The organism is Janthinobacterium svalbardense, from assembly GCF_002327145.1.
Classification (GTDB): Bacteria; Pseudomonadota; Gammaproteobacteria; order Burkholderiales; family Burkholderiaceae_D; genus Janthinobacterium; species Janthinobacterium tructae.
The window spans coordinates 3188810-3210277 of record NZ_CP023422.1 but is presented as its reverse complement, the minus strand read 5'-3'; the positions used below and the strand labels follow the sequence as shown (position 1 = coordinate 3210277).

19 protein-coding genes are annotated in these 21468 nt (G+C 65.3%); 15 read left to right on the top strand and 4 right to left on the bottom strand.

Features of this window, described 5'->3' with window-relative positions; translation table 11 throughout:
• Positions 1-308 precede the first annotated feature (308 nt).
• From CNX70_RS14330 to CNX70_RS14295, 8 genes are all read left to right on the top strand, one after another.
• On the top strand, positions 309-1457 hold the full coding sequence (locus CNX70_RS14330) for an AgaS family sugar isomerase (protein WP_096235222.1): 1149 nt from the start codon (positions 309-311) through the stop codon (positions 1455-1457).
• Positions 1444-2397 carry an ROK family protein gene (locus tag CNX70_RS14325; protein ID WP_096238465.1) on the top strand — a complete coding sequence of 318 codons (954 nt, stop codon included), beginning with the start codon at positions 1444-1446 and terminating at the stop codon, positions 2395-2397. The genes CNX70_RS14330 and CNX70_RS14325 overlap by 14 nt, the downstream gene beginning before the upstream one ends.
• Complete coding sequence (locus tag CNX70_RS14320) at positions 2397-3740, top strand: D-tagatose-bisphosphate aldolase, class II, non-catalytic subunit (RefSeq protein ID WP_208624562.1); 1344 nt, start codon at positions 2397-2399, stop codon at positions 3738-3740. Before CNX70_RS14325 ends, CNX70_RS14320 begins: the two co-directional genes overlap by 1 nt.
• Before the next feature lie 34 nt (positions 3741-3774).
• On the top strand, positions 3775-4542 hold the full coding sequence (locus tag CNX70_RS14315; protein ID WP_096235221.1) for a DeoR family transcriptional regulator: 768 nt from the start codon (positions 3775-3777) through the stop codon (positions 4540-4542).
• 3 nt (positions 4543-4545) lie between these two features.
• A complete protein-coding gene (locus tag CNX70_RS14310; protein WP_071077562.1) occupies positions 4546-5640 on the top strand; it encodes an N-acetylglucosamine-6-phosphate deacetylase in 1095 nt (364 codons plus the stop codon).
• Positions 5641-5690: 50 nt separating this feature from the next.
• Complete coding sequence (locus tag CNX70_RS14305) at positions 5691-7478, top strand: MFS transporter (RefSeq protein WP_096235220.1); 1788 nt, start codon at positions 5691-5693, stop codon at positions 7476-7478.
• Positions 7479-7689: 211 nt separating this feature from the next.
• Positions 7690-9087 carry a branched-chain amino acid transporter BcaP gene (bcaP, locus tag CNX70_RS14300; RefSeq protein WP_096235219.1) on the top strand — a complete coding sequence of 466 codons (1398 nt, stop codon included), beginning with the start codon at positions 7690-7692 and terminating at the stop codon, positions 9085-9087.
• Positions 9088-9163: 76 nt separating this feature from the next.
• Positions 9164-10450 carry a DUF445 domain-containing protein gene (locus CNX70_RS14295; RefSeq protein WP_096235218.1) on the top strand — a complete coding sequence of 429 codons (1287 nt, stop codon included), beginning with the start codon at positions 9164-9166 and terminating at the stop codon, positions 10448-10450.
• On the opposite strand, the gene CNX70_RS14290 is transcribed toward CNX70_RS14295, so the two are convergent.
• Together CNX70_RS14290 and CNX70_RS14285 are read right to left on the bottom strand one after the other, a co-directional pair.
• Positions 10447-11070: a glutathione S-transferase family protein gene (locus CNX70_RS14290; RefSeq protein WP_096235217.1), complete on the bottom strand. Its 624-nt coding sequence runs from the start codon at positions 11068-11070 to the stop codon at positions 10447-10449. The genes CNX70_RS14295 and CNX70_RS14290 overlap by 4 nt on opposite strands.
• Positions 11067-12470, bottom strand: coding sequence for an MFS transporter (locus tag CNX70_RS14285; protein ID WP_096235216.1), 1404 nt, complete (start codon positions 12468-12470; stop codon positions 11067-11069). The genes CNX70_RS14290 and CNX70_RS14285 overlap by 4 nt, the downstream gene beginning before the upstream one ends.
• A 123-nt stretch (positions 12471-12593) precedes the next feature.
• Here CNX70_RS14285 and gcvA point away from each other — a divergent pair, with 123 nt between their 5' ends.
• Positions 12594-13505, top strand: coding sequence for a transcriptional regulator GcvA (gene gcvA / locus CNX70_RS14280; protein WP_096235215.1), 912 nt, complete (start codon positions 12594-12596; stop codon positions 13503-13505).
• Here the strand turns inward: gcvA and CNX70_RS14275 are convergent.
• Both CNX70_RS14275 and CNX70_RS28550 read right to left on the bottom strand, forming a co-directional pair.
• Positions 13502-13765, bottom strand: coding sequence for a hypothetical protein (locus tag CNX70_RS14275; RefSeq protein ID WP_157751020.1), 264 nt, complete (start codon positions 13763-13765; stop codon positions 13502-13504). The genes gcvA and CNX70_RS14275 overlap by 4 nt on opposite strands.
• 37 nt (positions 13766-13802) lie before the next feature.
• On the bottom strand, positions 13803-14156 hold the full coding sequence (locus tag CNX70_RS28550) for a hypothetical protein (RefSeq protein WP_167389663.1): 354 nt from the start codon (positions 14154-14156) through the stop codon (positions 13803-13805).
• On the opposite strand from CNX70_RS28550, the gene CNX70_RS14270 reads away from it, so the two are divergent.
• The 6 genes from CNX70_RS14270 to CNX70_RS14250 all read left to right on the top strand — a co-directional run bounded on the left by CNX70_RS14270 (position 14157) and on the right by CNX70_RS14250 (position 21435).
• Positions 14157-15059, top strand: a complete 903-nt coding sequence (locus CNX70_RS14270) for a GGDEF domain-containing protein (protein WP_167389662.1) — start codon at positions 14157-14159, stop codon at positions 15057-15059. It begins immediately after the preceding gene.
• Between the two features lie 60 nt (positions 15060-15119).
• Positions 15120-15491 (top strand): chemotaxis protein CheW, encoded by a 372-nt coding sequence (locus CNX70_RS14265; RefSeq protein WP_341865509.1) that lies wholly within the window; start codon positions 15120-15122, stop codon positions 15489-15491.
• 181 nt (positions 15492-15672) lie between these two features.
• Positions 15673-16215 carry a response regulator gene (locus CNX70_RS29230; protein ID WP_341865508.1) on the top strand — a complete coding sequence of 181 codons (543 nt, stop codon included), beginning with the start codon at positions 15673-15675 and terminating at the stop codon, positions 16213-16215.
• Positions 16194-16763 (top strand): HD-GYP domain-containing protein, encoded by a 570-nt coding sequence (locus CNX70_RS29225; RefSeq protein WP_341865507.1) that lies wholly within the window; start codon positions 16194-16196, stop codon positions 16761-16763. The genes CNX70_RS29230 and CNX70_RS29225 overlap by 22 nt, the downstream gene beginning before the upstream one ends.
• On the top strand, positions 16745-17890 hold the full coding sequence (locus CNX70_RS14255) for an FIST signal transduction protein (RefSeq protein ID WP_096235212.1): 1146 nt from the start codon (positions 16745-16747) through the stop codon (positions 17888-17890). Before CNX70_RS29225 ends, CNX70_RS14255 begins: the two co-directional genes overlap by 19 nt.
• Positions 17887-21435: a response regulator gene (locus tag CNX70_RS14250; protein WP_096235211.1), complete on the top strand. Its 3549-nt coding sequence runs from the start codon at positions 17887-17889 to the stop codon at positions 21433-21435. Before CNX70_RS14255 ends, CNX70_RS14250 begins: the two co-directional genes overlap by 4 nt.
• Positions 21436-21468 lie beyond the last annotated feature (33 nt).

The following is a 21468-nucleotide window of genomic DNA, read 5'->3' as shown; positions in this document are numbered from 1 at the left end:
AAGAAGAAAAATATATATCGTCAATCAAAAGAAAGTTAAAGCGGCAATTTATTAATAAATTGCCCAGTATTGGCGCATTTTTCTTACGTTTCACCAAAAAGTCACAAAACATACTTTCGTTATCGTCGCATTTCAGCGACAGGCGGCAGCGCCACAGGGTTTCATGCGGCACTGCAACACGATTGGATGGGGATAAAACGACATTATTTCGCAAGCCATGCAACTATTTACTTTCGTTTTACTTTCGTATTTGACTTTTCGAAATTTAGTATTTATGCTTTCTCCAACAAACACTTTACTGACACTCCATGACTACCCTTCTTCAGCGTGACATTCAAACCTGGCGCGACATCGGAGGCCTGCACACGGCCGAGGAAATCGCCCACCAGCCGGCCATCTGGCGCGCGCTGGCCGGCATTTTGCGCAAGGAACAAGCCGGCCTGGCCGCCTTCCTGGGCGACGCGCTGTCCAATCCTGCGCAACGCGTCATCCTGACGGGCGCCGGCAGCTCTGCCTATGTGGGCGAAATCGTCGTCGACACCTTGAATGCGGCCTGGCCCGCGCAAATCCGCGCCATCGCCACCACGACTTTGCTGACGCACCACGAGCTGTACCTGGAAGCGCATGCCCCTACCCTGCTCGTCTCGTTTGCCCGCAGCGGCGACAGCCCGGAAAGCCTGGCGGCCGTGGAACTGCTGCGCCAGGTCGTGCCCGGCGCGCGCTTTTTGAACATCACCTGCAACGCCGACGGCAAGCTGGCGCGCCAGGGCGCCAATGACAGCAATACGTATAACCTCCTGATGCCGGAAGGCAGCTGCGACCGCGGCTTCGCCATGACCAGCAGCTTTTCCAGCATGCTGCTGGCGGCCCTGTCGGTACTGGGCCAGGACACGGATTTGGCGCGCCTGGAGACCCTGGCGCAGCTGGGCGAACACGCCTTGCGCGACTGGTCTGCCGCCGTGGCGGAGCTGGGCTCGACACCCGTACAGCGCGTGGTCTACCTGGGCAGCGGCCCGCTGGAAGCGCTGGCCAAGGAAGCAGCCCTGAAAATCCTGGAATTGACGGGTGGCCGCGTGATGGCGATGGCAAATACCCCGCTGGGTTTCCGCCACGGCCCGAAATCGGCCGTCACCACGGAGTCGCTGGTGATCCTGTTGCGCAGCAGCAAGCCCTTGGCGCGCCAGTACGAAGACGACCTGTTGAAAGAACTGCAGCGCGACAGCGTGGCGCAGACGTGCCTGACTGTGGGCATCGGCGGCGACTTATCTGCCAACTTAGCAGCCGACGCGCCGGCCTGGCCCGATGCCTGGCTGGCCCCGCTGTGGCTGCTGATGGCGCAGCAATATGCGCTGCACCAGTCCGCGCTGCTGCAACTGCGCCCCGACAATCCATTCGCCGGCGGCATCGTCAACCGTGTCGTGCAGGGCGTAACCATCTATGGCCATGACCAATTCTAATCATACCGCCGGCTACCACGGCATCGACATCGGCGGCAGCAAGATGGAGCTGGTCGCCTTTGCCGACCGCGATGGCGCGCTGGAAGAAGTATTCCGCGAAAGGGTGGCCACGCCCGGCGACGATTTTGCCGCCTTCGTGCAAGCGATCGTCGGCCTGGTGGCGCGCGGCGACCTGGCACTGGGCACGACGGCGCCCGTCGGCATCGGTTTACCCGGCGTGATCGACAGCGCCAGCGGCCGGCAACTGAGTTCCAACGTGCCGGCCCTGAACGGCCGCCTGGTGGCGCAAACGCTGCAGCAAGCCTTGCAGCGCCCCGTCGCCATCGGCAACGATTGCCAGTGTTTCGCCCTGTCCGAAGCGCAAGGCGGCGCGGCCGAGAATGCCGCCAGCATGTTCGGCGCCATTCTCGGCACGGGCGCCGGAGGCGGCTATTGCGTCGGCGGCCAGCTGCTGCGCGGCTTGAATGGCGTGGCCGGCGAATGGGGCCACTGGAGCCTGCCCGCCACCCTGCTGGCGCAGCACGGCCTGGCCGAGTACCCCTGCCCGTGCGGCAAGACGGGCTGCCTGGAACGCTATGTCTCCGGCCCCGCCATGAGCAAGTTATATGCGCATTTTGGCGGCGAAGGCACCGAACCGTTGGCCATCGTGGCAAGGGCCAACATGGGCGACGCCGTGGCCCAGCGCACGGTCGCCGTGCACCTCGACGTGCTGGGCCACGCGCTGGCCGGCCTGGTGCTGGCCTACGACCCGCACGTCATCGTGCTCGGCGGCGGCCTGTCCAAGCTGCCGCACCTGTACGACAAGCTGCCGGCCGCCGTCAAGCGCCACCTGTTCCCCGGCGTCCACGTGCCGCCCATTTTGCCGCCCCGTTTTGGCGACGCCGGCGGCGCGCGCGGCGCGGCCCTTTTGATACGACAACATACCAAGGCGTCAACATGATGAAGCAAGTGGAAAACCCGACCTTTACCCTGTCCCCGATCCAGCAAGTGATCAAGGCGCACCGCCGCGGCGAACGCGTGGGACTGTACGCCGTGTGCTGCAGCCACCCGAGCGTGCTGCGCGCCGCCATGCGCGTGGCCAGCGAGTACGACACCGTGCTGCTGGTCGAAGCGACCTCGAACCAGGTCGACCAGTTCGGCGGCTACACGGGCATGACACCAAACGTTTTCCGCGACACCATGCTGGCACTGGCGCGGGAACAGGATTTCCCGACCGAGCGCCTGGTGCTGGGCGGCGACCATCTTGGCCCGAACGCCTGGCAGCACCTCGATGCGGCCACCGCGATGGCCCACGCCGAGACCCTGATCGCCGCGTATGCGTCGGCCGGCTTTCATAAAATCCACCTCGATTGCAGCATGCGCTGCGTGGATGACCCTTTGCAGCTCGACGATGAAACCGTGGCGGCCCGCTCGGCGCGCCTGTGCCTCGTCGCCGAAACGGCCGCCGCCGCAGCCGGCTTCGCGCCGCCCGTCTACGTGATCGGCACGGAAGTGCCGATACCCGGCGGTGAAGCATCGTTGGCGCAAGCTGGCGCCGTCACCAGCCCGCAGGCCGCGCGCCGCACGCTGGACGTGCACCGCCGCGCCTTCCTGGACAACGACCTGCATGGCGCCTGGCGCCGGGTCATCGCCATGGTGGTGCAGCCTGGCGTCGATTTCGACCAGAGCAGCATCCAGCATTACGATGCGGATGCCGCCACCGAACTGTCGGCCTTCGTCGCCGAGCAGCCTGGCCTCGTGTTCGAAGCCCATTCCACCGACTACCAGCGCGAATCGGCGCTGCACGCCATGGTGCGCGACCATTTCGCCATCCTGAAAGTGGGGCCGGCCGCCACCTTTGCCCTGCGCGAGGCGCTGTACGCGCTGTGCCAGATCGAGCAGGAACTGCTGCCAGCGCACGCCACTTCGCAACTGATTCAGGTGCTCGACGATGTGATGCTGGCCAAGCCGAAGCACTGGATCAAGCATTACCTGGGCACGCCGCAAGAACAGCGTTTGATGCGCCGCTACGGTTTGAGCGACCGTTGCCGCTATTACTGGGGCGAGCCGGAAGTGGCGGCCACCGTCGACAAGCTGCTGGCCAACCTGGACGCCCTGACGATTCCGCTGCCGCTGCTGAGCCAGCATTTGCCGGAACAGTACGCCGCCGTGGTGCAGGGCAGCCTGGCAGCCGAGGCGCCGGCCCTGATCGAGCACAAGATCGGCAGCTTGCTGGCGCAATATGCGCGCGCCTGCAACCGCAATACGGCCGTCCCCGTCGTTGCCGAAGCGGCAATCTGTTAAGCTCGATATTTTCATTTTTACTGAGCCCGCCACCATGCGAAATACCAGCCAACGCCGTGAATCCATCCTCCACATGCTTACCCAGCAGGGCTCGGTGCAAGTGACCGATCTGGTGGAAAAGCTCGGCGTGTCCGCGGTCACCATCCGCAGCGACTTGAATGCGCTGGAAGCGCAAGGCATGGCCACGCGCAGCCACGGCGGCGCGACCCTGACGCGCACGCCGCCGCTTGAACACACGATACGCCAGAAGGATGCCATCAACCACGAGCAAAAGGAGCGTATCGGCGCCTATGCGGCGCGGCTGGTGGAACCGGGCGATAACATCATCATCGACTCGGGCACCACGACCATCTCGCTGGCGCGCCATCTGCGCGATGCGACCGGCGTGACGGTGGCCACGAATGGCCTCAACATCGCTTGGGAACTGGCGGACGCGCCCGGCGTGGACCTGATCCTGACGGGCGGCTTGCTGCGCAAGCAGTCGCTGTCGATCCAGGGCAGCCAGGCGGAAACCTGTTTGCAAGCCTACAGCTTCGACAAGCTGTTTTTGGGCGTGGACGGCTTCGACCTGCAATTTGGCGTCACCACCCACCACGAAGCGGAAGCAAGCCTGAACCACAAGATGGTGGAACGGGCCAAGAAAATCATCGTCCTCACGGACGCCTCCAAGTTCGGCCGCGTCAGCCTGCACCGCATCGTGCAGCTGGACCGGGTCGATACCGTCATCACCGATGCCAGCATCAGCCAGGAGTACCGCGAAGGGCTGCAAAAGCTGGGTATCGAACTTTTTATAGCGGAATAACACATGCTGAGCGGCAGAATCCTTACCCCATCTGGCTGGATCACGGGCACCATCACTTTTGACCAGCGCATCGTCCAGATACAAGAAGACCCTGCCGCCGACAGCGCGCTGACCATTTTGCCCGGCTTCATCGACCTGCACGTGCACGGCGCGGCCGGCGTCGACATCATGGAAGGCGGCAACGCGGGCGCCAGCGTGGCGCAGGTGCACGCGCGCCACGGCACCACGGCCCTCCTGGGCACCACCCTGACGGCGAAGGAACCGTCGATCCTGCGCGCCCTGCAAGGCCTGGCCGGCGTCATCGCCGAGCGCCCGGCCAACGGCGCGCGCATGCTGGGCGTGCACCTGGAAGGCCCGTTTTTGAACCTGCACCGCCTGGGTGCGCAGCCGCCCGACGTGGTGCAAGCGAGCCTGGCGCTGGTGCAGCGCTTCCACGCCATCGCGCCCATCAAGGTACTCACCATGGCGCCGGAAATCCCCGGCCACCTGGAACTGATCCCGCAACTGGCGGCGATGGGCATCCGCGTGCAGATCGGCCACAGCGCCGGCACGTATGACGAAGGCGTGGCGGCCCTGAAAGCCGGCGTCTCCGGTTTTACCCACCTGTACAACGGCATGACGGGCATGACGCATTACGACCCAGGCATGGTGGGCGCGGCGCTGGCGCATGCCGAATACGCGGAAATCATCCCCGACCTGCAGCACGTGGCCAAGGGCGCCCTGCGCGCGGCCCTGCGCGCCATCCCGCGCCTGTATGGCGTGACGGACGCCACCTCGGCCACCGGCATGCCCGATGGCGAATACGGCCTGGGCACGCAGCGCGTCTACAAATGCCTGGGCTGCGTGCGCCTGGCCACGGGATCCTTGGCCGGCAGCGTGCTGACCATGGACCAGGCGCTGCGCAATTTCGTCGAGCTGGGCCTGGACCTGGCCGACGCCTCGAACCGTTTGTCGCTGTATCCGGCCGATTACCTGGGCGAATCCGCACGGGGCCGCCTGGCGCCTGGCGCCTGGGCCGATATCGTCGTCCTCGATTCACAGTTACAGCCAGTGTCCGTCTTCGTCGAAGGCGCGGCCATCGATCTTTCCACCCGCTAGATTCAGTCTCTAGACCCAGCCCCCAACCTCAACCCCGTCCCGGAGTTTTCATGCACGACACGTCACACAAGGCCCCCGTGTGGGCCATGCGCTACCTGCTATTTATTGCCGGCATGGGGGGATTGCTGTACGGCATAGACATCGGCATCATCGCCGGCGCCTTGCCCTACCTGGAATCGACGGCCTCGGTGGCCTGGAAACTGACGGCGCAACAGCTGAGCTTTATCGTCGCCGCCGTGCTATTGGGTTCCGTCCTTTCTTCGCTGTTCGCCGGCGCCCTGGCCGATATCCTCGGCCGGCGCTGGGTGATGTTCCTGGCCGGCGCCCTGTTCAGCGCCAGCATCCCGCTGATCGCCCTGGCCGACGGCTACACGCCGCTGCTGCTGGGCCGCCTGCTGCAAGGCATCAGCGGCGGCTTGATCGGCGTCGTCGTGCCCCTGTACCTGGCCGAATGCCTGCCCGCGCAACAGCGCGGACGCGGTGCGGCCCTGTTCCAGCTGCTGCTGACCATCGGCCTGGTGGCCGCCGCCCTGATCGGCCTGCAGCAAGCGCAGACGGTGGAAACGGCCACGCAGGCGGCGCAAGCGTTGCCGGAAGCGGGCCGCATCGCCGCCATCTTCACGGCCAAGGACCACGCCTGGCGCAGCATCTTCTGGGTCTGCCTGACGCCGGGCCTGGTGTTTACCATCGGCGCCCTGCTGCTGGCCGAGTCGCCGCGCTGGCTGGCGCAACGGGGCCGCATCGAGCAGGCGCGCCAGTCGCTGCTGCGCACGCGCCTGCCCGCCGCCGCCGACATCGAACTGCGCGAGATGCAAGACACCCCGGAAAACGCGGCCAAGATCAGCGGCAAGGCCAGGGATCCGCTGCTGAGCCGCCGCTACGTGCTGCCCTTCCTGCTCGCTTGCCTGATCCTCGCCTGCACGCAGGCGACGGGCATCAATTCCATCCTCGCGTATGTCGTCAATATTTTGAACCAGGCTGGCCTGTCGGGCGCCTCGGCCAACATGGCGGATGTGTTATTGAAAGTACTGAATGCCGTGATGACGGTGGTGGCCGTGCTGCTGGTCGACCGCAAGGGCCGCAAATTCCTGCTGATGCTAGGCACGGGCGGCATCGTCGTCTCGCTGCTGGCGGCCGGGCTGCTGTTCCGCAGCGCCGAAGCGCACCTGGCCGATGTGCGCCCCGCCATCGCTGCCCAGGTACAAGCCGATGGCCTGACCCTGCACCTCGATGCGCCCACCTTGACGGCGCTGGGCGCGGCGGCCGACGGCACGCCGCAGCAGCTGACCATCGCCTACGCCTACGGCCCCTTCACCAACGTGAAAAGCCTGCGCAGCGATGACCCCGTGCTGCGCCAGGTATCCATCGCGCGCGCGGACGCCGTGCAGGCCGACAGCGTAATCGGCGCGTTCTTCCGCAAGCTGCACCTGAACCCGTTCGCCGACCCGGCCGCCGGACGCGAGGCGCCGCTGCGCATCGAGAAGGCCAGCCTGGGCCCCGTGCCCTCGTCCTCGCACGGCTGGCTGGTGGCGATCGCCATCTGCGTGTTTGTTTCCAGCTTTGCCGTGGGACCGGGCGTGTGCGTGTGGCTGGCCCTGTCCGAACTGATGCCGACGCGTATCCGCTCGAACGGCATGAGCGTCGCGCTGCTGGTGAACCAGTTCGTCTCGACGGTGATCGCCGCCATCTTCCTGCCGACCGTGGGCTTGCACGGCTATTCGACCTTGTTCTTCTTCGGCGCCGGCTGCACGGTGCTGTATTTCCTGGCGGCAGCATTTTTGCTCCCCGAAACCAAGGGCAAGACGCTGGAAGAGATTGAAGCGCACTTTTCAAAGTAGACCAAAGTAACCATTTGTAGCAATCTCCTTTTCAGCTCCGGACCACCATCCGGGGCTGTTTTTTTGCCTGCCGAACAAGTTTACGGGGCTGGCGCGCACGGCACGGCACAGTTTTCCTTCTGGAATCACGGGCGCGTGGGCTAGAATCTGGCTGCGTCGTGCTACTCACGAGGCGGCAATGGCGCCATGACAAAAACCACCAGGAGACACAGTGAGCTTATTTAGAACCAAGAATTTGGATGACATGATCGCCCACAGCAAGAAGCCGGGAGGACTGGCCAAGGTGCTGGGACCGTTCGACCTTGTCCTCATGGGCATAGGCGCCATCGTCGGCACGGGCATTTTCGTGCTCACCGGCACGGGCGCGCTGACGGCCGGCCCCGCCCTGTCGCTGTCATTCGTCGTGGCCGCCGTTGCCTGCTGCTTCGCCGCCCTGTGCTATGCGGAATTTGCTTCCACCGTGCCCGTGGCCGGCTCCATCTACACCTACAGCTATGCGACTCTGGGCGAACTGGCCGCCTGGATGATAGGCTGGGACTTGCTGCTCGAGTACGGCCTGGCCGCAGCCGCCGTCTCCGTCGGCTGGTCCGGCTACTTCCAGTCGCTGCTGGCGGGCTTTGGCATCGCCCTGCCCGCCGCCCTGACGGCCGCGCCGGGTGCCCTGCCCGGCGTGACCACCTTCATCAACCTGCCGGCCCTGGTCATCATGCTGCTGCTGACGGCCATGCTGGGCTGGGGCGTGCGCGAATCGGCGCGCCTGAACAACATCATGGTGGCCATCAAGGTGGGCGTGGTGCTGCTGTTCATCATCTTCGGCGCGCGCCACGTGCAGCCGGCCAACTGGCAGCCTTACATGCCGTTCGGCTACCATGGCATGCTCTCCGCCGCCGCCCTCGTCTTCTTCGCCTTCATCGGCTTTGACGCCGTCACCTCGGCCGCCGAGGAAGTCAAGAAACCGTCGCGCGACTTGCCGATCGGGATCATCGGCTCGCTGGCCGTGTGCGCCGTGCTGTACGTGGTGGTCTCAGCCATCATGACGGGCATCGTGCCGTATCAAAAATTCCTCGGCGTCGACCATCCCGTCTCGCTGGCCCTGCAATATGCGGGTGAAAACTGGATCGCCGGCTTCGTCGACCTGGGCGCCATCCTCGGCATGACCACCGTGATCCTGGTGATGGCCTTCGGCCAGACGCGCATCATCTTCGCCATGTCGCGCGACGGCTTGCTGCCCAAGCGCCTGTCGACCGTGCATCCGCGCTTCCACACGCCATTCTTCGCCACCTGGCTGGTGGGCATCGTGTTTGGCCTGATCGCCGCCGTGATCCCGCTCAACATCCTCGCCGAGCTGATCAACATCGGTACCCTGGCCGCCTTCACCATGGTGTCGATTGCCGTGGTGGTGCTGCGCAAGAAGCGCCCTGACCTGCCGCGCGCCTTCCGCTGCCCCGGCGTGCCGTATGTGCCGGCGCTGGCCGTGATCCTGTGCGTGGGCCTGATGACTTTCCTCAGCTGGGTCACCTGGATGGCCTTCAGCATCTGGCTGGTGATCGGCCTGGTCATCTACTTCGGCTACGCGCGCCGCCGTTCGCTGCTGCACCCACCGCAGTAAAAAGTCCCCGCAGCGACATATCCTGTCGCTGCCGCAGTTAAGATGGCGGTCTCGCAACCAACGCAGGCCGCCATCCATGCAACCTTCCCCCGACCTCATCGCACAGCTGGACCAGAGCACGGACCAGCTCAAGCGCGCGCGCCTGCGCCACATGCAGTGGCTGGCCGTCGGCCTGCTGCTGCTCGCCGCGCTGGTGTTTGCCGTGGCCCGCTCGCAGCGCGGCGGCCATCCCGCCTGGGGCTATGTGGAAGCATTCGCCGAAGCGGCGATGGTGGGCGCGATTGCCGACTGGTTCGCCGTCGTCGCCCTGTTCCGCCACCCGCTGGGCATTCCCTTGTGGCATACGGCCATCATCCCGAACAGCAAAGCGGACATCGGCCGCAGCCTGGGCGCCTTCGTGGAAAACCATTTCATTACCGAGCAAGGCATCGCCGAGCGCATCGTGCAAGCCGACCCCGCCGCGCGCCTGGGAGCCTGGCTCAGTGACGAGCTCCACGCGCAGCGACTGGGCATGGCCAGCGCCGGCGTGGCGAAACAGCTGCTGGCGATGGCCGACCACGACACGCTGGGCCGCCTGCTGCGAGAACAGGCCAGCAACTACCTGAGTCAAATGAATTTGTCGGAGGTGGCGGCCGACTGCCTCGACGCGCTGATCGCCGATGGCAAGCCGCAGGAACTGCTGGACTTTATGCTCGACCGCAGCGCCGCCTACCTCGATGACGAGACACACCACGCGGCCATCGGCGACTTCGTGCTGGGCGCCTTCCAGATCGAGAACGCGCTGGTGAAAAAAGCCGTGAAAGCGTACGAGCCGCGCATGATCGCCTCGCTGCAAAAGTTTGCCGTCGCCGTGCGTGTCGATGCGCAGCACCCGCTGCGCCAGCGCATCGCCGGCTGGATCGCCGACAGCGCCTTGCACCTGAAGGCCGATCCGCACTGGCAAGACAGCGTACGCCGCTACCAGTTGCAACTGGTCGCCAGCGATACCGTGCAAGCCATGCTGGGCGACGTCTGGAGCAACATCAGCATGCGCCTGCTGGCCGACCTGCATGCGGACGCACCCGTGCTGGCGCAAGCCATCGCCAGCCTGGCGCGCAACACGGGCCAGGTGCTGGCCGAAGACAGGAGCGCGCGGGACTGGCTGAACGACGCCATCGTCGCCGGCAGCGGCTCGCTGGTGCGCCGCTACCGGGGCGAAGTGGGCGCCTTCATCGCCGCCCGCCTGGACTTGTGGAGCAAGGATGAAATGAGCGAGCGCATCGAACTGGCTATCGGGCGCGACCTGCAATTCATCCGCATCAACGGCACCATCGTCGGCGGCCTGGCCGGCTTGCTGATTTATTCAGTCAGCCAGGCGTTTTAAGCTCCGGTGGCAGGCGCAGGAAGCGTGATGCCCAGCTGTACGGCCGGACGGGCCTCCACGCGGGCGTACCAGGCGCCCACGTGCGGCCAGGCGGAAAAATCAAAGCCGACCAGCTGCGCAATATGCAGCCAGCCAAAGCTGGCGATGTCGGCGATGGAATATTCGTCGCCAGCCAGATAGGCGTTGTCCGCCAGGCGGCCATCCATGGTGGTCAGCGCGGCCTCGCTCAATTGGCGAAAATGTGCCATGGCGGCCGCATTTGCGCCCCCTTCCGCAATCTCGAAATGCACGCGCTGGCCCAGCATCGGCCCCATGCTGGCCGCGTGAAATTGCAGCCAGGTGATGGCAGCCCAGCGCTGCTGCGGCTGCGCGGGCAGCAAGCGCCCCGTTTTCTCGGCCAGGTACAGCAGGATGGCGGCCGATTCGAACACGCTGATGCCCGTGTCGTGGTCGACCAGCACGGGAATGCGCCCGTGCGGATTGAGGGCCAGGAAGGCGGGCAGCCGGTGTTCGCCCTGTTCGATGCGCACATGGCGCAGCCGGTATGGCAAGCCCAGTTCGGCCAGCGCTATCGTGGCTTTGAAACCGTTCGGCGAGCTGTCGGTGTAGAGTTCCATCATGCTGCCGCCTCCTGGCGCGCGACCTTGCCGGGCAGGATGGCGATGGCGCACGCCAGGCCCGCTGCCACCAGGCAGGCGGAAACGAGGATGGCGCTGCTGTAGCCTTGTGCCGCCGTTCCGCCGCCGGCCAGCACGGCGATGCTGACAGCCACACCCACGGCCAGGCCAACGGCCGATCCGACTTCCTGGGTGGTGGTCAGCATGCCGCCCGCCAGGCCATGGTCCGCTTCCGGCACACCATCGATGCCGGCCACGGTCCAGGCGGGAAACGCCAGGCCATAGCCGATGCCGGCCAGCACGCTGCCAGGCAGGATGGATACACCCCACGTGGCGAGCATGGCCAGCGACACGCCCAGCAGGGCCAGCCCGCCGATGAACAGCAGCATGCCGCCGACGATGACGGGCTTGGTGCCGCAGCGGGCGATCAGCGCCGGTCCGGCCCAGGCGCTGGCCAGGGTAAAGGCGACGGCCATCGGCAGCAAGCCCAGTCCCGTGCGCGTGGCGGAAAACGCCAGGACTTCCTGCATGGCCAGCGCCACCACGACAAAGGTGGGGCCCAGGGCCGTATTGGCCAGCAGGGACACGATATTCGCGCCGCCCGTCGAGCGGCGGCGGAACACGGCCAGCGGCATCAGCGGCGCGGCAACGCGTCCCTCCACCCACACGAACAGCGCCAGCAAGGCCAGCGCCAGCGCGACCAGGGCAAAGGTGAGCGGATGCGCCAGTCCCACATGCTCGCTATTGGCAAAGGCAAACACCAGCGTCGCCGCGCCCGACGCCACCAGCAGCGCGCCCCACACGTCGAGGGTGCCGCCAGCCGCAGCGGTATCGGCATCGGGCCGGCCCAGGGGCAAGGCTGGCGACAGGGCCAGCACCAGCAAGCCGACGGGCACGTTGATCCACAGCACCCAGCGCCAGCCCAGCAGGTCCGTGATGAAGCCACCGAGGATCAGGCCCGCGACAAAGCCGCTGGCCGCCACGGCCGTCCAGGCACCCAGCGCCCGGTTGCGCTGTGACGGTTCGGGAAACACGGCCAGCAGCAGGGAGAACGCGGCCGGCGAAAACATGGCCGCGCCAAAGCCCTGCAGCGCGCGCGTGGCCACCAGCATGGCCGGGCTGTGCGCAAAGCCACCCAGCAGGGACGCCGCCGTAAACAGGACCACGCCCATGAGAAAGACGCGGCGGCGGCCGAACATGTCGGCCGCACGCCCGCCCAGCAGCAGGAAGCCGGCGATGGCCACGCCATACGCATTGATCACCCATTGCAGGCCGCCGGGCGTAAAGCCCAGACTGTGCTGGATTTGTGGCAAGGGAATCATGGTGATGGAAAAATCGAGCAAGGCGACGAATTGCGTGGTGCACAGCAAAACCAGGCAAAGTTGCCTATGTGAAAGTAACATGGAGATCCTATCGATATAGTTTTACTCGACGTCAAAACAACGCCGCATGCCCCTATAATGCGTTTTTTAAGAGGGAAACTGAAATGATGATTTTTCGCTCGCAACTATAGAAAAACTATATCGATGAAGCATCCTTTACCACTCCAGGCCCTGCGCGCCTTTGTCGAAGTGGGCCAGCGCGGCAGCATCAAGGCGGCCGCCGAGGCGCTGCACGTGACGTCGGGCGCCGTCAGCCAGCAAATCCGCCTGTTGGAAGAGCGGGTCGGCATGCCCCTGTTTACCCGCGAACGCCAGGGCTTGCGCCTGACCGAAGCGGGTGCCATGGTCCACCCCGCCCTACTGGGCGCATTCGCGCAGATCGCCAGCGCCAGCCAGGCACTGGAAGACATGGGTGGGCGCCAGACGCTCACCGTCAGCACGGTGGCCACTTTTGCCGCCGCCTGGCTGGTGCCACGGCTGGGCCGCTTCAACCAGCGCCATCCGCATATCGAGGTGCGCGTGGAAGCGACATCCGCACTGGTGGACCTGCGCCGCGACCGGGTCGACGTGGCGCTGCGCCACGGCCTGGGCGACTATCCGGGCCTGCAGGTGACGCGCCTGATGGCGCCCGTGCTGGTACCCGTCGCCAGCCCCGCCCTGATGGCGGGCCAGCCGCCCATCGCCACGCCGGCCGATTGCCTGCGCTACCCGCTGCTGCACGATACGGACCGCGCCGACTGGCCATTGTGGCTGGCAGCGCATGGCGCCCAAGACGGCAGTGCCGATGCGGCGCGGGCGCTGCGCGGCTCCGCCTTCGAAGATGATTTTCTGTTGATCCGCGCAGCCGAGGCGGGCCAGGGCCTGGCCCTGGTGCCGCAGCTGTACGCGCAAGAGGAAATCGCCGCCGGGCGCCTGGTGCAAGTGCTGGACTTGCCCTGGCCCGCGCGCTTTGCGTATTACCTGGTGGCGCGGCCCGATGCGGCCACACGCCCCGCAGTGCAGGCATTCATGGCATGGATCAGCGAAGAGGCGCAGGCCACCGGCGCAAGCGGCTAAAGCGCCCCATCCGCAGCCGCGCACGACACCACGCCGCACACGGTACTGAACAACATCGGCATGCCGGCGCGCCCCGTGGCGATGCAGGTCACGGCCGGTATCACAGCCAATAACAGGGCCAGGCAGGCAATCGCCTTCAGGCGCCGCGCGGGTGAGCGGAACACGTCCGCGCCCAGCCCTTGCGGATGGCGCGCGCTGGCGGACGGCGGCTGGTCCTTGTACTCCGCTTCGCTGTCCCTTGCCGGTATTTTCGTAAGCATGTCCGTCTCCTCCATCCACAGTGACCAGCCTGGCATGTCAGGCCGGGCGCGCCACACGCGTGCCGATCTGCATGCATTCCATTTTGCCGCATAAATTTACCAAATACAATAAATAAATCCGCAAAGAAAATAATTTTTCCATCAATATACACGCGACACGACGGAAAACTTGCCCTGACAGACAGTAAAAATGCCTACAACACGCTGCCACATCCGTCAAGACTTGAATTTCTTTGTGCGAAAAAACCAAATAAATCATAAAAATCATAATATTTGTTGAAATCATTTTTATTTGATGTATGATAGCTCTTAAGGAAATATCAAGGCGATGCAGCAGCGCTCCTTGCTTCGATCGCCCGACATCTCTGCCTTCTTTGTAGGGGATAAGCACATGAACAAAATCCTGGCCTTGCGCCTGCTCGACGCCGCCGATGACGGCGCCATCATCATCGATGCGGGTTCACGCATCCGCTATGCGAACGACGCCATGTATGCGCTGAGCGGCTATGCTCCGGACAGCCTGACGGGTCAGCAGCTCGAAACGCTGCTGCCGGACGCCGTGCGCGAACAGCATGGCGCGCAGGTCGGCGCCTATCTGGCAGGCGACAGGAAGTCCACGGTACTCGGGCACAAGCGCCATTTCGCCATCCGTCACCACGATGGGACGATGCTGCCCATCGTGCTCAAGGCCATGGACCTGGGCAAGCTGGACGACGAAAACTATCTGGGCGCCTTTTTCATCGACCAGCGCCACGAACGCGCCATCGAACAGCAGAATGCGGCCCGCTGGCAGCAGTTGCAGCGCATCGCCCTGAGCGACCCCCTGACCCATCTGCCGAACCGCCGCGCCTTCGAGATCGAAGCCGTGCGTTCGGCCGCGCGGGCCAGTCGCGCGGGCAGTGCGATGACCATCGGCATCGCCGACATCGATTTCTTCAAGAAGGTCAATGACCAGCATGGCCACGCCGCCGGCGACGCCGTGCTGCAAGCCATCGCGGCCGCGCTGCAGTCCCAGGCACGGGCATCCGATGTCGTCGCCCGCGTGGGCGGCGAGGAATTCGGCTTGCTGTTCCCGCATACGGACATGACGATGGCGTACAAGGTGGCCGAACGCATCCGCCTTGCCGTGGCCGCAACGTGCGTCGACTTCGAGCACGCGTCCATCACGGCGACGATCAGCATCGGCCTGGCGCCGCTGCCCAACAACGGCGACTGGAAAGCCTGTTTCATGCAAGCCGACGCCGCGCTGTACCAGGCCAAGAGCAATGGCCGTAACCGCACCGAGCAGATTTGAGCACCAGCCGGTAACCCTCGCAGTTTCATGCATCACGCATCACCTGACAGGAGCAAGCACATGGAAACTACTACGACACATGCCGCAGCAGCGAGCCAGATGGCACAAGCGGGCGGCCGGGAATTGCTGGTCTTTGGCCTGGGCAATGAGGAATACGCCATCGACATCGGCCTGGTGCAGGAAATCCGCGGCTACGGCGCCGTGACCCGTATGGCCAACGCGCCCGCCTTCCTCAAGGGTTTCATCCACCTGCGCGGCAGCATCGTGCCGCTGATCGACCTGCGCATCGCGCTGGGCCAGGCCGAGCCCGCGTATGACGCCTCGACCGTGGTGATCATCCTCATCTTCGCGCATGGCGCCACCGGCATCGTGGTCGACCGCGTGGCCGATGTGGTGCCGCTGGCACCGGCACAGATCAAGCCCCCGCCGTAGCTGCATGGCTCGGCGATGGCCGGCCACGTAACCGCCATCGGCAGCCTGGACGAACGCATGCTGATCGTGCTCGACATGAACAGCCTGCTGTCAGGCCTGGGCGTGCAAGCCACGGGCAAACTGGCGGCCTGAGGCAGCCGCCGCCATTCCGCCCCGCCACCTGACCGCCCCCGGAGACACCATGAGCATCCTGATCGTCGATGACAACGACACTAACCTGAGCCTGCTATCGACGCTGGCGCGCAAGGCCAGCAGCATCGAACCCGTCTGCATGAACGACCCCATCGATGCGTTGACCTGGTGCGAGTCGCATGTGCCGGACCTGGTCCTGCTCGACTACCGGATGCCCAGCCTGTCGGGCAATGAGTTTCTCGGCATTTTCCGCAAGATGCAGGGCATGGCCGACATCCCCATCATCATGGTCACCACCGAGAACGACCGCGCCGTGCGCAAGCAGGCCTTTTCGCTCGGCGTCACGGAGTTTCTCAGCAAACCCGTCGACACCATCGAGTTCAGCCTGCGCGTGCGCAATCTGCTATCGCTGCGTACGGCGCAGACCATGCTGGCCGACCGCGCCAAGCTGCTCGAGCATGAAGTGAGCCTGGCCATCGCCAACGTCACGGCGCGCGAGATGGAACTGGTCACGCGCCTGGCGCGGGCGGCCGAATTCCGCGACCCCAAACGGGCGCCCACATCATGCGCATGGCGCGCTATTCGGCGCTGATCGCCAGGAAGCTGGGCCTGGATGCGCAATGGCAGGAACTGCTGCTCAAGGCGGCGCCCATGCACGACGTGGGCAAGCTGGCCACGCCCGACCATATCCTGCTCAAGCCGGGCCGGCTGGACCCCGACGAAATGGCCATCATGCGCCAGCATGCGGACATCGGCGGCAAGATCCTCGCCGGCAGCGATGCCCCCCTGATCCAGCTGGCCGAGGAAATCGCCCGCGGCCACCACGAAAAATACGATGGCAGCGGCTATCCGCGCGGCCTGGCGGGCGACCAGATACCACTGTCGGCGCGCATCGTCGCCGTGGCCGATGTCTTCGACGCGCTCACGTCGGAACGCCCGTACAAGCCTGCCTGGCCAGTGGAACAGGCGCGCCTGTTCCTGCAACAGAACAAAGGCAGCCATTTCTGCCCGGATTGTATCGACGCCTTCCTGGGCGCCTGGGACGAGGTGCTCGATATCCGCAACAGCCTGCCCGACCCCGTCCGGCAGCACCCCCACCCACTGTCAGCGAGGACCCCGCCATGCGCGTGCAACAACTGATCCTGAAAAACCGTGCCGACATCGATGCCGCACTGGCACCCCTGGCCGCCATGGCGCCCGACCTGGTGCTGGTCTTTGGTGCCTGCGCCTATTTTGCCACCCCCGGCTTGAGCGCGGCGCTGCGCCGCCAACTGCCCGGCGCCGTCATCGCCGGCTGTTCCACGGCCGGCGAGATCGCCGGCAAGCGCGTCTACGACGACAGCTGCGTCATCACCGCCATCGGCTTTGCCCACACCACGGTGGCGATTGCCGACGCCATCATCTGCGACATGGCGGATTCGCACGAGGCGGGCCAGCGCCTGGCGCAGGCGCTGCCGCAGGACGGCCTGGCGGCGGTCTTCATGCTGGGCACGGGCGTGGCCATCAACGGCAGTGCCCTGATTGCCGGCCTGCAGGCGCATCTGCCGCCGGGCGTCACCATCTCGGGCGGGCTGGCCGCCGACGGCGGCGCCTTCCGCCAGACCTGGACCCTCGGTCCGCGCGGCGCGGCCGACAATACCATCGTCGCCGTCGGCCTGTACGGCGAGCATATCCGCCTCGGCTACGGCAGCCATGCGGGCTGGGAAGCGTTCGGCCCCGCGCGCAAGGTGACGCGCTGCGTCGGCAACGTGCTGTATGGCCTGGACGGCGCGCGGGCGCTGGACATCTACAAACTGTACCTGGGCGACCATGCGCGCGACCTGCCCGGCTCAGGGCTGCTGTTCCCGTTTGAAATGCTCTCGGCGGCGCATGAAAAAAGCAATGTGTTTCGCACCATCATCGCCGTCGATGAAGAACAGGGTTCGCTGACGCTGGCCGGTGACATCCTCGCCGACGGCTACCTGAAATTGATGCATTCCAGTACCAACCGGCTGATCGACGGGGCCGAAATGGCCGCGCGCGGTGTCCAAGCCCACGCCGATACGCTGGGCGACCAGCTGGCCCTGCTGGTCAGCTGCGTCGGGCGCAAGCTGGTCATGGGCGACCGGGTCGAGGAAGAGGTCGAAGCGGTAGCCGAGGTGCTGGGCAGCGGCGCCACCTGCATCGCCGGCTTTTACTCAAACGGCGAAATCGGCATCACGCAGCCGCATGGCGCATGCCAGCTGCATAACCAGAGCATGACCGTGACTGTGCTGAGCGAAACATGAACCGCACCCTGGCACGCCAATTGAGCCGCGTCTGCGATATCGACTCGGAAAGCGCCTGCATCGCCTTGCTGGAACAGGCCCAGGCATTGGCGGCGCAAGCGGGCACGCCGCCCGAACTGGCCACCTTCCTGGCAGGCCTGCCAGCCCTGCTGCTGCGCATCGACAGCGCCTACGAACAGGCCGAACGCGACCTGGACTTGCGCTCGCGCAGCCTGGAACTGAGTTCGACAGAACTGAGCATGACGAATGACCTGCTGCGTACGGAACTGGCCAGCCGCAACCGCGTCCTGCAATCGCTGCGCGTGGCGGCCGTGCGCCTGCAGGGTAACGACGATTCCGGCCTGCACCTGCCGCAGGAAGGCGATATCGAGGGCCTCTCGGCGCTGCTGGCCGAGCTGATATCGCAGCAGGAATTGCGCCGCATCGAACTGCAGAACCAGCGCTTTGCGATGGACCAGCATGCCATTATCAGCATCACCGACACGGCCGGCGTCATCGTTTACGTCAACGACAAGTTCTGCGCCATCAGCGGCTTCGCGCGCGAAGAGCTGATCGGTCAGACGCACCGCCTGATCAATTCGCACACGCATCCTGACGCCTACTTTGCGCAGATGTGGCAAACCATCACCACGGGCCAGGTCTGGCACGGGGAAATCTGCAACCACGCCAAGAATGGCGGACAATACTGGGTCGACGCCACCATCGTGCCCTTCCTCGACGCCGCCGGCAAACCCTATCAGTACATCGCCATCCGCACGGAAATCAGCGACAGCAAACGCATGGCAGACACCATCGCGAAAAGCGAGCGCGAATACCGCAACGTCGTCAACAGCCTCAATGAAGTGGTCTTCCGCACCGACTTGAACGGTGCCTGGACCTTCCTGAACCCGGCCTGGCACACCATCACCGGTTTCGGCGCCGCCGACAGCCTTGGCCAGAGTGTGCTGCAATTCGTCGATGCGCGCGACCGGGAGCGCGCCGCCGCCGGCCTGTCCCAGCTGCTGAGTGGCCAGGTGGACAGCATGCGCCATGAAGCGCGCTACGTCACCCGCGACGGCAAGGTGCGCTGGATCGATGTGTGCGCGCGCGCCGAACGCGATGGACAGGATCGGCTGGCCGGCATCACCGGCAGCCTGACCGACATCACCGAGCGGCGCCTGGCGGCGCGCGAGCTGCAGCACAACCTCAACTTCGTCGACGCGCTGATCGAGACCATCCCGATCCCCCTTTACCTGAAGGATGTGCAGGGCCGCTATCTGCGCGCCAACCGCGCCTATTGCGCCTTCTTCCAACGCACACAGGCGGACATCCTGGGCAAGACGGTCGCCGACATCCTGCCGCCGCAAGAGGCGCAGCAAGTGCTGCGGCGCGACCTGGAACTGCTGCAGGACCAGGGCAAGCAGACGTATGAAGACCGGCTGAGCGTCGGCACGCGGCAAGTCGATGTGCTGTTCAGCAAGGCTGCCCTGCTGAAGTCCGATGGCAGCCTGCACGGCCTGGTCGGCACCATCGTCGACATTTCCAGCCAAAAGGCGGCTGAGCGGGCGCTGCTGCTGGCCAAGGATGTGGCCGAATCGGCCAGCCGCTCGAAGAGCGAATTCCTGGCCAACATGAGCCACGAGATCCGCACGCCGATGAACGGCATCCTGGGCATGACGGACCTGGTGCTCGACTCCGAACTCGACGTCCACCAGCGCCAATACCTGGAAATCGTCAAGGCTTCGGCCGACGCCCTGCTGTGCATCATCAACGACATCCTCGATTTCTCGAAGATCGATGCGGGCATGCTGACCCTGGAAAGCATCCCTTTCGACTTGCGTCAGTTGATGCAGGAAACCATGCGCGCACTAGCCATGCGGGCCCAGGCCAGCGGCCTGGAACTGGTGCTCGACATCGATCCCGCGCTGCCGCACACCTTGCTCGGCGACCCTGGCCGCCTGCGCCAGGTGCTGACCAACCTGGCGGGCAACGCCATCAAGTTCACGCCGCGCGGCGAAGTCACTGTCAGTGCCCGGCTGCGCGCCAGCGGCGATGGCATGGCCCAGCTGCAGCTGTGCGTGCGCGACACCGGCATCGGCATCGCCGCCGACATGCAGGAGGCCGTCTTCGACGCCTTCCAGCAGGAAGACGGTTCGACCACGCGGCGCTTCGGCGGCACGGGACTGGGCCTGTCGATCACGCGCCGCCTGGTCAGCATGATGGGCGGCAACATCGGCCTGTCGAGCGAACTGGGCAAGGGAAGCCGCTTCAGCGTCGACCTGGCCCTGCCCATCGGCGAGCATCAGCCTTGCCTGCCGCCGCCGGGCGCCTCGCTGGCGGCGCGGACGATCCTGCTGGTCGACGACAATGCCAGCAGCCTGACCATTTTGCGCAAGATCTTCGAGCACAGCGGTGCCAGCGTCACCGCCTGCGAGTCGGGCGAGGCGGCGCTGCAACACTGCCGCAGCGCCCTGCCGGCCGACTGCATCATCATGGACTTTGCCATGCCGGGCATGAATGGCTTCGACACGGCATCGGCGCTGGCCGCCCTGCCCCACTGGAGCCAGGTGCCCATCGTCATGCTCTCGTCCAGCGGCAGCCTGGGGGACGCGGCGCGCTGCCGCGAACTGGGCATCGACGGCTATCTGCTCAAGCCGGCCAGCCCCGAGGAATTGCTGGCCATCACCATGAGCGTGCTGGGCACTTGCCGCGGCATGCCCGGCGCCACCCCTGTGATCACGCGCCATGCCGTGCGGGAAAGCATGCCTGGCCTGGACGTCCTGCTGGTCGAGGACAACGCCATGAACCGCGAACTGGCCACCGTGCTGCTGTCGAATGCGGGCCATCGGGTCACGCATGCGGCGAACGGCCACGAGGCGCTCGACCGTCATGCCGCCGGCCATTTCGACCTGATCCTGATGGACTTGCAGATGCCGGAAATGGGTGGTTTCGAAGCCACCGCGCAGATACGCCAGCGCGAAGCGCAAGGCATGCTGAAAAGCGTCATCATCGCCATGACGGCCAGCGCCTTCGAAGGCGACCGCGAACGCTGCATCGCCGGCGGCATGGACGACTACCTGTCCAAGCCTTTCCGCACCGCCGCCTTCCAGAGCCTGATCGAGCAGCATGTGTCGCAAATTGGCAAGCTGCCGCTGCCGCCTGACATGGCGCCGCAAGTGGCAGCGCTGGCCACCGGCAGCGCGCCACGCTTCGACTACGCCGCCGCGCTGGCCAATGCCGACGCCGACGTCATCGGCATCATCGGCGCCTCCTTTCTGGCCGGCTTGCCGGAGCAGCTGGCCGCCTTGCGCGCAGCCCTGCAGGCGGGCGACCGGCCCACCGCGAGCCGGCACGCACATACCCTGGCCGGCTTGCTGGCCAACTTCCATGCCATCCCCGCCGTCGCCATCGCCGCAGCCATCGAGCGCGAAGCGGCACAGGCCCCGCAGGCGGCTTTGCTGGCGCGGCTCGCTGCGCTGGAGGAACAGTTGCGCCTGTTCCTGCAGGAAACGGGCGCAGCCATCCAGGCGACAAGCCAGACGCTGCACGCATCCGGGCAAATTTGATGTAGATCATAATTTTTTAAACGAGCTCTTGCT